Source organism: Paenibacillus sp. 19GGS1-52, assembly GCF_022369515.1.
GTDB lineage: Bacteria > Bacillota > Bacilli > Paenibacillales > Paenibacillaceae > Paenibacillus_AQ.
Map to the genome: position 1 here is coordinate 44,850 of NZ_CP059724.1, position 12,961 is coordinate 57,810.

A 12,961-nucleotide genomic window follows, 5' to 3' on the forward strand; every position below is an offset into this window, starting at 1 on the left:
ATTTTACATTTAACCAATGGTAAAATCTTCTTAATCTTTTTCCTACTAGCTTAGGTGGAATAATGGTAGATTCTTTGGGAAGGAGGGCCTATATCTATTTCACCAACCAGCTGAGAAGGATTTTTTAAAAATTAAAATGACGGAGGGGATTTTTTTTGGAATGGGGCAATCTATTACGTAAACTATCAATTCTTGCACTAGCCGTTGGGGTAACGAGTAGCACGGTACCTGGAGGAGCTTCAGCAGCAAGCTCAGTACAACCGCAATTCACCAAGAGTGCATTATCGCTGATTCAACAACACAAGACCTATATTTCGCCTCAGATCAATACAAAATCCACAGCAGACATTCGTGTTATCGTTCAACTGAGCGGACAACCGGCAGCCATCGGCAAATATGCAACCAAGCAAGGAATCTCATCTTTGGCCTCCACAGCTACTGAAGCCGCTGTCAACAGCCAACAAACTGATGTGCTGCAGAAAGCGGCCACTGCTGGACTCGACCTCAAGGTCAACTATAAGTACAACACCGTCTTAAACGGTTTCGAAATCACAATTCCTGCGAATGAAATTCCCGAACTTGCCACTATAACCGGAGTCACCTCGATTTATGAGAATAGTACCTGGTATGCTTTGCCAGATGAAGATACAGACGTAGCCGTTCTAGGAACTACAGCTAATGGCGAAGCTCCATTGAAACAGATTGGTGCTGACTTGGCTTGGGAAGCAGGTTATACCGGAGCTGGCCTTAAAGTAGGCGTTATCGATACTGGGGTAGACTATAAGCATCCGGATATTGCTGCAGCATATAAAGGAGGTTGGGACTCCTTCTATAATGACGACGATCCCTATGAAGAAGCTCCGGACGCTACAAAGAGTTTCGAGGGTACCTCTCATGGCACACATGTTTCTGGAACCATCATTGGACGAGCTACCAATCCAACCAGTGAAATTGTCCAGAAGGGTGTAGCATACGGAGCAGATCTCTACGTTTATAAAGTGCTTGGCTATAATCCAGCCAACCCTGACTCTGCATCGGGATCATCTGCTCAGGTTATTGATGGCATCGAGCATGCCATCAAAGATCATATGGATGTGATTAACCTTTCACTCGGATCAGATGCAGAGAAAGATGTGAACTCTCCTGATGCCATCGCCATCAATAACGCTGTGCTATCCGGTGTTGTTGCGGTTATCGCTAACGGTAATGCCGGACCTGATTATTATACACTCGGGTCGCCAGCAACTTCCCAGTTAGGCATCTCTGTTGGTGCAGCAACCAGCAAGATCAATAAATACTGGACGACTTTAACGCCTACATTGGTCAATGCGGAAACAGTAACCAGCGTTACCTATGCCACCTACAAAGTCAATATTATGGCTTGGGAGGCTACAACGGAAGAAGTGAATTTCACTAATCTTATCGGTGTTGACTCTCAGGATATTGTATATGTTGGGCTAGGTGCTGACAGTGATTACGTCAATAAGGATGTTACGGGTAAGATCGTATTAGCTTCTCGTGGAACCTTGGCCTTTGATCTGAAGATCGCCAATGCCAAGAAATATAAGGCCAAAGCTCTTGTTATCTTTAACGGAAATGCGAAAAGCGATAATCCCAAAGAGGTTGATTTGAATAACAGCATACCTGGCCGCGACGATTATATTGACGTCGACTCGGGTGACAACTACGGTAATATCACCACCTTTGATATGAAGGGTACCGAAGGCCGCGCCTTGGCCAGAGCACTGGTACAGAATAGCGGTACTCAATTGGAAACTGCCTTCGGTGCGGATTATCATCAAAGCCTCTTCCTTGGTGATACCCTGGCAGGCTTCAGTTCTGCCGGACCTAACGTAGACAGCAAACTGAGTATTAAGCCAGACTTCGTTGCTCCAGGAGTAGGCATCCTGTCTACATGGCCTGCTTACGGTAAGTTTGACACACATGCTAGTTACGACGAGGCCTATAAGCGGATTAGCGGAACCAGTATGGCCGCTCCTCATGTTGCTGGACTAGCACTCCTAATTAAACAGGCGCATCCGAATTGGACTCCCTTTGATATTCGTGCCGCTCTGGCGAACACAGCAGATGTTCTCCCTGGCGACGACAAGGGAACTTATGATGTCTACCAGCAGGGAGCGGGTCGTGTAAATGTATCACATGCTATTGATACAGATGCTTTATTACAATCGATTGAACCGATTACTATTCTTGACAAGAATTACAGCCCCATAAATGTAATCAACTATAACGATTCGGCCAACTTTGGTGTCCTTGCACCTGGGGCTGCGGGAACTGAAAATCTGCAGTTGAAGAATACTGGCAGTGCAGATTTAACCTATACTGCTGAAATTGAATGGCACGGGGACACTCCTGCTGAAATTACAGCAAATCTTGATCACAGCGTTGTTGCTGCTGCTGCTGGTAAGACCACACCTTTTACATTGGACTTGAATGTAAGTAAAGCTGCTGTAACTGGTTCCTCCTATGAAGGGCAAATCAACCTGACGGCAGTTGGTCAACCGACACTACATTTGCCATTCTCTATATATGTAGGAACTGAGTTGCCAGATAGCACAGTAGGTATTCAAGAGATTGCCTTGACTAAGTCCATCATTCATCCGAAGCTGGACACTCCTATTACAACCGATCTTAGCTATAAACTAACGGCTGACGATGCGAATTATTACGAAATCGATCTCTATAACTTAAATGATGAGCTGATTGGCTTCATGGATATCGCAGAATCGGAAGGGGACAGTTTCGAAACAGGAGTCTATAACTTCACGGGAATTGATGGCTCCTATTTCCCTTATGATGCTAAGGGTAACCCTGTGCTAGATAAGGAGGGCAACCCCGTTATAGCCCATCTTATTGATGGAATTTATAAAATAAATGTTTTTTATGCCCATATCACCCCTGCCAATAAGGTAACCAGTTCGTACAATGGGTTTACTTCCTTAAGGGTCAGTAATGAAATCACACCTGTACCTACACCAACAGCTACACCTGCTCCTGTTGGTAGCGGAGGTTTGAGTCCCACACCTACAGCTTCCGCTACAGCCGCACCAACTGGTAGCGAATCTACCAATTCTGTCCTTGAACAAGGCTTCCAGCAAGCTCCCGTTAAGGCAGTTGCAGCCTCTAAAGACGGTGTCACTACAATCACCGTGACTGATAATGACCTGAAAGCTGCACTGGCTTCTGCTGCAAGCTCCAAGACAGCAGTTGTCATTTCAGTTCCAACGATTAGTGACACTGAAGCTAAGCTTAGCCTGACTACAGATCAGTTGAAACAGCTGGCAGGTATTCAACCGCAAAGCACCTTAATTATCAGTGTAGCCGGTTCCGCAGTGTCCCTGCCCGTCTCCTTGCTGGCGAACGTACCAGCTGGCACAGGCTTTGACCTGGTAATCACAAAAGCTGCAGATCAAGCCTCGAAATTCACTACTAGTGCTACAGGTGCAACAGTAGTTGGAACACCGGTATCCTTTGAGGCCAACTGGACTACAGCGTCCGGCAGCACCGCTCTGGAAATACCAAATGATGTCTTCATCAAACGTTCCTTCACGATTCCGGGAGCTATTCAACCTAATACTACCGGTGTACTCTATGAAGAGAACGGCAAAATTACACCTGTCTCTTCTGTATTCAAAGTACAAGCAGACGGAACAACTATCGTTACCGTCAACCGCCCCGGCTTCTCGGTGTATGCTGCGGTAAGCCGTCCAGTAACATTTACGGATATTGCATCTTCAACGGCCGCTGCTGATATTACCGCATTGGCCAATAAATTAATTATTGAAGGTACGTCAGCAACAACCTTCTCACCGAAGAGCAACCTGACCCGTGCTGAGTTCACCGCATTGCTCGCACGTTCACTTGGATTGCGTTCAGCTTCCACCGCAAGCTTCACGGACGTGAAAGCATCCGACTGGTATGCAGCCGATGTAGCTGCTGCCTATGAAGCCGGACTGATTCTTGGAACAGGCAAGGGCAAATTCGCCCCTACCGCTAAAGTAACCCGCCAGGAACTTGCCGTGATTCTGGATAGAGCACTGAAATTGACGGGTGTAGAGCTCAAAGTCTCCAACCCATCCTTCAGTACCTATGCCGATGATGCTAAGATTGCCAGCTATGCTAAGGATAGTGTACGCAACTTATCCGCTGCCGGCGTCATTAGCAGTAATGCAGGATTGAGCTTTAATCCTACAACAGCCGCTACACGCGAAACGGTTGCTTCCGCACTTCGTCAATTGCTGAGCAAGACAGGTCTGATCGACTAATTATCTCTTATTTCTGAACAAACAAACGCCCTTCCGCTTCCCAACTGGGAAATGGAAGGGCGTTTCTTATTTCAGCTTCTCATCCAGCAGTTGAAGTGCTAACCTCAACAGATCCTTGGGAATCGCAGCATAACTGTCCCCAATATTCAGCTCACAATAAGAGGAGGTCTCACCTGTTTCCCGTAATACGGGCACTAAGCCAATCCCCGTCTCCTCATAAATAGCAGCCAGAATAGGCTCCAGCTCGCGCTTGGACCGCTCAATATGCACATGAAACATATTGGAGACAGGTTCCACAGGCAGAGTAGCAACAGCATGGCACCGATTCATAAGTGCAGCAAGCTCCTTGGCAGCTTCGTAATACTGTCCCATCTTATTTTCTCTTAAAGTGAAATAATAATCTGCGGTGAGGATATACGGATACAAGCTGATTAAATCCCCGCCATGACGACGTTTCCATATTTTTGATTTCTCCGTGAATTCCTTACTACCGGCCAGAATGGCTCCGGCAATGCCACCAATTCCTTTATAGAAGGAAATATATACACTATCAAAAAGCGCACAGATCTCTGCAGCCGACTTCCCATAATAGGGTAAAGTCTCAAAAAGCCTCGCCCCATCCAGATGCAGCATAATCCCTTGCTGACGGCAATACGCAGATATAGCCTCGAGCTCTGCGAAATCAGGCAGTTGTCCACCAATCTCACGCTGTGGCAGCTCAAGCAACAAGCAAGCTATCTCATCTTTCATATTCATTACATCAGCTAATGTAATCAGCCGGTTCTTGTCCGCAAGTAAAATAGGTTCAATATGATGCAGCTCCTTCAACCCATCCTGTTCATGAATCTCTAGATGACATAAAGGATGATAAGCCACTTTCTTGGTTCCAATTTGATCACACCATATTCTAAGGGCAACTTGCTGTGCCATCGTGCCGCTCGGGAAGAATACTGCGGCTTCCTTTCCCAGAACCTGCGCCAACTTCGCTTGAAAATCTTCGATAAGCTTGCCCGTTCCATAGACATCACTTTCAGTGATATCTTCCACATTTTCGAAGGCTTCCTTTAATACTTGAATATTTCTCTTGCCATTACCTGATACTCTATACGTAGTTCCATTAAATGCCTCTTGCAGTGACTTATTGCCATTCATAAGACCCTTCGCTCCCTTTAGCTACATTTAATTTCGTTATGGATAGAAAAAGTATATCATTTCTGCAACAAAAAGCAGATATCCATAAATTATATGCATTGTTCCCTTGATCCAAGGTGAAATAATGTGACTGCTGTGCTACAATATTGGAATTGCAAAGGCAATCGCTTAGGGAGGTTTATTACAACACCATGCTTATTATTGGTATCGCCGGGGGGACCGGTTCCGGCAAGACGACGGTAGCTCGCTCTGTCATTGGCCGCCTTGGTTCAGACAAGGTAACGTTTATATCTCAGGATAACTACTATAAGGACCATTCACATCTCAGCATGGCCGAACGCGCATCCATCAATTACGATCACCCACTTGCTTTTGATACTGAACTGCTAATTGAGCACCTGAATTGCCTAACAAATGGTCAGTCGGCATACGCTCCGGTATATGACTTTACCGTCCATGCCCGTTCTACTGACCTTACGGTTGAGCTCAAGCCAAATAACATCGTTATTCTCGAAGGGCTGCATGTACTCTCTGATGAGAAGCTGCGGGAACACCTGAACATTAAAGTATTTGTCGATACCGACCCCGATGTGCGTATTCTCCGTCGGGTACTCCGGGACATCGAGGAACGTGGCCGCACAATCCGTTCGATCCATACGCAATATTTGACCACGGTAAAGCCGATGCACGAGGCATTTATCGAGCCGTCAAAGAAATACGCTGACCTGATCATTCCTGAAGGTGGACAGAATCAGGTCGGCATAGAACTATTGTCCGTATTGACCGAGAAATATTTGTCGGGCGATCAGCAGTGGACCAAGGCTTAAGCGGAATCTAGATGATGATTAAACAAATTTGGGGTGTTTCCGGCGATTAGCTGGAAACACCCCCTTTTTTTAATTCATTCAACGAACGGAAGCCTTTAGAGGCTTATTCACAGCAGGGCGAGCGGCCTTGGATGCCTGAGAAGCGGAACGTGCTTTTAGGAAGTGATACAGGTTCCCCAAGAGCAACCCGATAAACAAATAGATCAACCCTCCAAATAATCCATAAATGACAGTCCCTGCTACTGCGGTTAGCAGACCAAAGATGATTTGCCCTTTAGCTTTGGCCGGTGAGGTAGGCGGATCCGTGAGCATAAAGAAGGCGAAGAATAGGGAGGAATTGATATAAGGTGTCCGGAGTGCATCTGTAGCATCACCTATATTGAAATGAGCCATAAGGAACAGGAGGACAAATAATGTTCCGAGAAATGACAGCACCTGAGGGTACTTTTTCACCCGATTCGCTACTGCATAGCCACCAATTAACACCAAGATAAGCGTCCAAGCAGGAAGATCCCCGAAGGCCCCCCACCAGCTTTGGCCCGTTTGAAAGATCACAGAGGATAGCAGCAAGCCAAAGGCAGCCGGATTAAAGATCGGTTTCTTCTTATAAACAAGCAGATGCTTCGACAAAATAGAAAGGGCTGCCGTTGCCACAATGATGGGCCAAGCGGTCGTTACACCCAAGATCAAGGAGATGATTAATCCGGTAATCACCGCGCCCGTCGGCGTGATCTTTTTTCTTTTGGCCATCAGGCTGCATATCATATCCAGGGCTACAGAGAACCCCACAGCGATGATCGCATTCTTAATACCCATAGTATTCTTTGATCCGATGGAGGCAATGAGTAGAAAAGCAACCAAGGCAATAACGACATAGCCCTTTGGTGACTTCATCCATTTTTTGATTGGCATTTAAATCCCTCCAACTGTGATTATTTGTAAATCAGATGATATTAATATTCCTGTCAACTCTGCCTGCTCGATCAATGCTTTTCCACGCTCAGCCTCCAGTAGAAACAATGCCGTTGCAAAAGCATCTGCCAGCATGGCAAAGGGGGCGATTACGCTGCTGCTTACCCATTCCTTTGGCGACTGTTTCAGCTTGGGATGGAGGATATGATGGTTGCCATTCCCTTTTGTACTTGTACGTTCGTAACCTCCAGAGGTACAGATAGCTTCGTTTGAGATTTCCAGGGTGTGTATAATTAAATCCTTGTGCTTGGGATGCTGAATACCAACCTTCCAGAGGTTCCCGGTTTCATCCACACCACCCGCAAACAGATCACCACCTGCATTGACCATAAATCCGGGAAATTCTTTTAGCTCATTGGCAGCTAAGTCGATGGCAAATCCTTTCGCTACAGCTCCTAAATCAATGACCAGCGGTTTACGTAAATATAAGGTATGGTCTTCTTCATTTAAGATGAGATCGCGATACGTAACCACATCGGCAGAAGGGCTTTCGATAAATTCCCCTGTTAAATAGTGACGATTGAACCCCTGCTCCTCCATGGCTTTGCCTACTGTCGGATCGAACACGCCGTCCGTCCATTCCGCAATTTCCAAAGCGAATTTAAGAGGCTCGAATAAAAATGGACTAAGCGGAACCGCCGTTTCTATCCATTGGCAGGCTTTCGTCACTTCACTGTCTGGACTAAACCGACTGCAGGCCTGTTCTACTTGTTGAAAAGCTTCAAAGGCCCTGTTGATCTTCACTTCTGTCTCTTCCTTCGACCACTTGCCACTGACCACCTGAATATCCACGACCGTATCCATGTATAATTTGGTTTTTCTCATAGTGCACCGTTAGGCGTTCTGCGCTTGGGAGAGTGCGTCCAAGACCGAGGCTTTAAACGCTTGGGTACTGTACGTTGCGCCTGATACATTCACCACTTGTGCACTTTGGGTTTGCAATACTTCTCCAGGCAACCCTGATACGTAACGCTGCGAATAGCGCATGGCATAATCGCTTATTTCAACATCCGTTATTTTATCGTTCTTAATAGTGACTGCGACTTGAATCGTGCCTCGACGATTGTTTCCCGTACCTGTATAAGTACCATCTTTATAAAGACTATTGACTACAGCCTTGGTTGGAGTAGTTGTTGGGGTTGGGCTGCTATTTACTGTCGTAACCTTGGTTTGAGTACTAACTTGGGTGTAGGCAGTTGGGGTTGGTTGCACTATAGAGGCTTGGGTGTCCGTTGCAAAATATCCGGCAACGTATACTGCTGTTACCGCTGTTGAACATAGGAGCACCCATTTTTTATTTGTTTTTGCCATGTGAATCACTCCATTTCGATTGATCTTTATTTCTGTTCTTAAGATAAACCCAGTATAATTGGTGAACATTTAAATTTTATTAAAATAGGCTTTCTGATAAGATGGTCTTAGATTCCAGCCAAAGGGGACAAAGGCATGCGCGTACTTGTAGTGGAAGATGATACTTCTTTACTGAAGGTGATCTGTGATATTTTTGAAGGCGAAGCCTTCCTGACCGATGCCGCAGAGACTGGCGACGATGGTTATTATTTGGCCCAACAAGCCATCCATGATCTGATTATTCTCGACATTATGCTGCCTGGAATGAACGGGATTGAAATCGTCGCCAAATTAAGATCACAGGCGATGCTGGTTCCCATCATTTTGCTGACGGCTAAAGATGCTGTGGAAGATCGCGTGGCCGGGTTGGATGCTGGAGCCGATGATTACCTCACGAAACCCTTCGCCGTCTCGGAACTGCTGGCACGCTCAAGAGCGGTGCTAAGAAGACGCGGCACCATCGGCCAAGAGGGCGAATTGATCTGCGGTCCTCTTCGCTTAGCTCCGGCAACAAGAGAAGCCTTTAGCAGGGAGGCCCCTCTCCATTTAACAGCAACAGAATATCAATTATTAGAATTCTTTCTATGTAATAAAGACCAGATCCTAACCCGCGATCAAATATTTGATCGAATTTGGGGTTTCGATTCGGGGTCGGCCACGACGGCGGTTGATGTATATGTACATCATCTACGCAAGAAGCTCACTGCTAACGACGCTGGGAGTTATCTTCAGACTGTAAGAGGAATCGGCTATATTTTCAAAGGAGAGCCCCATGTTCAATAAAATTCGCAGAAGGCTGGTCATTCTGAATGCCGTTGTTTTCCTGCTGGTGCTTACTGTACTGAGTTCATTTCTGTATCTTCACATGCGATATCGCTTATTCCGTGATACAGACGAAGTTCTGAGCCAGGCCAAAGCGCAGATCAAAACATTTCACGACCTGGAGGAATTGCTGCGATCTGATGAGGCCAATCCCCAGCAGGATGAGCGAACGACTTATCTGTTCTGGAATCCTGAGGGTGAGCTGATCGGGCAGTCGCCTAGACAATCCTTCTCTCTGAATTTAGCGAATCAATTTAGCAATACAGAGACTGCTGGGACGCCTCATACGATAACTGCGGATAAGCATAGTTATCGGGTGCTGAAATTCTCGATGCAGAATCAAGGGACAAGGGATACGCCTGACAACAATATCTCCGTCGGGATTGTCAGAAGTCTGGAGGATATAAACCATACGCTCACTTCATTAATGTTGGATATCACTATAGGAATTATCGCTGGGCTACTCATTTCCATCTTGGCTGGGTTATTTCTGGCCCGGCGCGCGCTTATACCCATCCGGAATTCCTGGGAGAAGCAGCAGCAATTTGTTGCGGATGCCTCGCATGAATTACGAACACCAGTGGCGGTTATTCACGCACGAACAGAACTGCTCTTCCGGCACCCTGCGCATTCTATCGAACAAGAAAGCTCCAATATTGCGGTAATTCTTAATGAGAGCAAGCAGATGGGCAAGCTCTTGGATGACCTACTGACATTAGCCCGCTCTGATTCCAATCAACAGCAGATTCAATCGTCCACTATTGCAATAGATGTCCTATTGCGAAACTTGTCGGAGCAATTTCAGTTATTGGCAAGCATTAAGGACGTCGAGATCATCACCGAGCTGCAGGAGCCACTCTCCCTCTGGGGAGATGAAGCCAGAATAAGGCAGCTTCTGATTATCCTGCTGGATAATGCCCTGAAGTATACGTCATCAGCAGGACGGATTACGATAACCAGTCGAGTTCAGGCCCATTCTGTTTATATCAGCGTATCAGATGAGGGCTGCGGTATTCCTGAGGATGAGCTGCCGCATGTGTTTGAGCGGTTTTACCGTGGAGACAAAGTTAGAACCCGCACAGAAGGGGGAACTGGACTAGGGTTGTCCATAGCTCAATGGATTGTAGATGAGCATGGTGGAGTGATTCATATAGACTCGAAGGTAAATGTAGGAACCCGGGTTGAGGTACTCTTTCCTAGAAAGAACAGTAGTGCTAGGTTATCCTAGCACTACTAGAGGGGAATTATCCCTCTAATTGTACTGTAATCAGGGTATTTTAGAGATTAGAGGGAAATTACACCTTTAAATTTCTCCCTTTAGGCTTAATAGGGTAATTCGAGATGAATTAGAGGGAGTTTTTCCCTCTAACCCCTAAAAAACAGGGGTTTTGAAGAAATTAGAGGCATAAATTCCCTTTATTATGAATTATCACCTCAAATCTTATTGTTTCTCATTCCAAATAACTTTACGGTCAGAACAATAATGTCAGAAATCATATCATTACGTTTCTGTTTCCTCGCCATTTAGGATCAAAACAATAAAAAAATGAGTGTTCGACGTCATATTACATGACAGGAAACGCTTTATCGTATAAAATAACTGTTGATTTATTTAGTGCCATCCTCTATGATAATCACATGGGGTCGATACAAAAGTTAAAGCGTTTAAACTTTAATACTCACAATCCTACATAAAGGGCATGTCCACCGTGTTTTTTTAAACAAAAGTTAAAGCGCTTATACTTTATTCTGAAAGGTTGGTGTGTCCGTGAACCTTCGCGAAAGCCGGCGGCAGACTTTTTACATGTACATGTTCATTTCTCCTTGGATTATCGGCTTTCTAGTATTCGCCCTGTATCCGATCTTGTCATCGCTGTATTTCAGCTTTACCGATTATGACATTATCCACCCGCCTAGGTTCATCGGACTAGCCAATTATACCGAGATGTTTCACAATGATTTATTTTGGAAATCGGTAACGGTTACCCTGCGCTACACCTTTATCAGTGTACCGGTTCAATTGCTGTTGGCACTTGGATTTGCCCTACTGCTCCACCAGACTATCCCGCTCCGCGGGTTCTTCCGTACCGCTATGTATTTCCCAAGCATGGTGTCCGGCGTGGCTATGTCACTGCTATGGTATTGGATCTTCAACCCGCAGATTGGATTGTTTAATTACATTCTCTCCTGGTTCGGCATTCAAGGTCCGGCCTGGCTGATGAATCCAGATACTGCGCTGTATGCCCTGATTATCATGACCTTCTGGACAGCAGGCTCAGGCATGATTCTCTTTCTTGCAGGACTGCAAAGCGTCCCGGCCAGTCTGATCGAAGCGGCTAACCTCGATGGGGCAGGGCGCTTCCGGATTTTCCTGAACATTACGCTACCGATGATTTCGCCCGTGCTGCTCTTCCAGCTGATTATGGGCCTGATTGATTCCTTCCAGGTCTTTACCCAAGCCTTTGTCATGACTCAGGGCGGGCCGAATTACTCTACCTGGTTCTACGTTTACAACCTTTACACTAGCGCCTTCAAAGAATACCGCGCCGGTTATTCGTCAGCTTTGGCCTGGGTGCTGCTAGTCGTCGTCATGTTATTCACAGCCATCATTATGAAGCTATCGAAACGTTATGTTCACTACGAAGGAGGAGGCCACAAATGAGTATTCTCAAAGCCACTGGCTCTCGTCCTTCGCTTTCCAGACCTCGGCCTAAAGTCGAACCGGTTAAGGTATTCAGCTTCATTACTTTAGTTGTTACAACGTTCCTGATGCTGCTGCCTTTGTTCTTCATGGTCTCCACCTCTCTGAAATCGAAGCGCGAGATGCTGAAATTCCCGCCGACCTTTTTGCCGGAGAGCTGGCAGTGGAGCAATTACAAGGACATTTTTGACACGCTGCAGTTTGGCACCATGTACATGAATAGTCTGATTATCGCTGGTCTGAGCGTCTTCGGTACGTTGTTGTCCTCGGCGCTAGTCGCTTACGGATTCGCCAGATACAGGGGCAAAGGCAATCAATTCTGGTTCATCCTGCTGCTGAGCACCATGATGCTGCCCTATCCGGCGATTATGATTCCGCAGTTTGTACTCTTTTCCAAAATGAACTGGATTGACACCTTCCTGCCCCTGATCGTGCCCGCGTTCTTCGGATCAGCCTATAACATCTTTCTGCTGCGCCAATTCTTCACTACACTGCCTGATGAACTGTTTGATGCTGGTCGGATTGACGGCTGCGGAGAACTGCGAATGTGGCGTACAATTGCCCTCCCACTCTCCGGACCGGCACTCGCAACTGTCGCTATCTTTGCTTTTATATATAGCTGGAATGATCTGCTAACCCCCGTGCTCTACTTAAGCTCCTCTGAGAAGTTCACACTTCCGGTAGGCATGGCGTCCCTCACCTCCTCGCGGTTTCGCATTCCGCCTTGGCATCTGCTAATGGTTGCATCCGTCCTGGCTATGGTTCCGATCGTCACCCTGTTCGCTGTCGCCCAGAAGCAGTTCGTAGAAGGTATTGTGCTCACAGGCATCAAGTAATGACCCACCGCTTAC

At 46.4% G+C, this 12,961-nt stretch carries 10 protein-coding genes; 6 read left to right on the plus strand and 4 right to left on the minus strand.

Going from position 1 to position 12,961, the window contains the following annotated elements:
* Nucleotides 1–155: 155 nt before the first annotated feature.
* Entirely contained in the window at nt 156–4,286 is a 4,131-nt protein-coding gene (locus tag H1230_RS31350) for a S8 family serine peptidase (protein WP_275591055.1), read from the plus strand.
* Nucleotides 4,287–4,352: 66 nt separating this feature from the next.
* Here the strand turns inward: H1230_RS31350 and H1230_RS00210 are convergent, their stop codons facing one another.
* Entirely contained in the window at nt 4,353–5,438 is a 1,086-nt protein-coding gene (locus tag H1230_RS00210; RefSeq protein ID WP_239713713.1) for a threonine aldolase family protein, read from the minus strand.
* 191 nt (nt 5,439–5,629) lie between these two features.
* Here H1230_RS00210 and udk point away from each other — a divergent pair, with 191 nt between their 5' ends.
* Nucleotides 5,630–6,265 (plus strand): uridine kinase, encoded by a 636-nt coding sequence (udk, locus tag H1230_RS00215; RefSeq protein ID WP_239713714.1) that lies wholly within the window; start codon nt 5,630–5,632, stop codon nt 6,263–6,265.
* Between the two features lie 78 nt (nt 6,266–6,343).
* Here the strand turns inward: udk and H1230_RS00220 are convergent, their stop codons facing one another.
* The 3 genes from H1230_RS00220 to H1230_RS00230 are packed head-to-tail and all read right to left on the minus strand — an operon-like array spanning nt 6,344 to nt 8,548.
* Nucleotides 6,344–7,177: an RnfABCDGE type electron transport complex subunit D gene (locus H1230_RS00220; protein WP_239713715.1), complete on the minus strand. Its 834-nt coding sequence runs from the start codon at nt 7,175–7,177 to the stop codon at nt 6,344–6,346.
* Nucleotides 7,178–8,062, minus strand: coding sequence for an FAD:protein FMN transferase (locus tag H1230_RS00225; protein ID WP_239713716.1), 885 nt, complete (start codon nt 8,060–8,062; stop codon nt 7,178–7,180).
* A 9-nt stretch (nt 8,063–8,071) separates the two neighbouring features.
* Nucleotides 8,072–8,548: an FMN-binding protein gene (locus tag H1230_RS00230; protein ID WP_239713717.1), complete on the minus strand. Its 477-nt coding sequence runs from the start codon at nt 8,546–8,548 to the stop codon at nt 8,072–8,074.
* Between the two features lie 135 nt (nt 8,549–8,683).
* On the opposite strand from H1230_RS00230, the gene H1230_RS00235 reads away from it, so the two are divergent.
* The 4 genes from H1230_RS00235 to H1230_RS00250 all read left to right on the plus strand — a co-directional run bounded on the left by H1230_RS00235 (nt 8,684) and on the right by H1230_RS00250 (nt 12,946).
* The gene (locus H1230_RS00235; RefSeq protein ID WP_239713718.1) at nt 8,684–9,370 is read left to right on the plus strand and encodes a response regulator transcription factor; all 687 of its coding nucleotides are present in this window, start codon (nt 8,684–8,686) and stop codon (nt 9,368–9,370) included.
* On the plus strand, nt 9,360–10,637 hold the full coding sequence (locus H1230_RS00240; protein WP_239713719.1) for a sensor histidine kinase: 1,278 nt from the start codon (nt 9,360–9,362) through the stop codon (nt 10,635–10,637). The genes H1230_RS00235 and H1230_RS00240 overlap by 11 nt, the downstream gene beginning before the upstream one ends.
* A 540-nt stretch (nt 10,638–11,177) precedes the next feature.
* Complete coding sequence (locus H1230_RS00245; protein WP_239713720.1) at nt 11,178–12,071, plus strand: carbohydrate ABC transporter permease; 894 nt, start codon at nt 11,178–11,180, stop codon at nt 12,069–12,071.
* Nucleotides 12,068–12,946, plus strand: coding sequence for a carbohydrate ABC transporter permease (locus H1230_RS00250; RefSeq protein ID WP_239713721.1), 879 nt, complete (start codon nt 12,068–12,070; stop codon nt 12,944–12,946). The genes H1230_RS00245 and H1230_RS00250 overlap by 4 nt, the downstream gene beginning before the upstream one ends.
* Nucleotides 12,947–12,961: the final 15 nt, after the last annotated feature.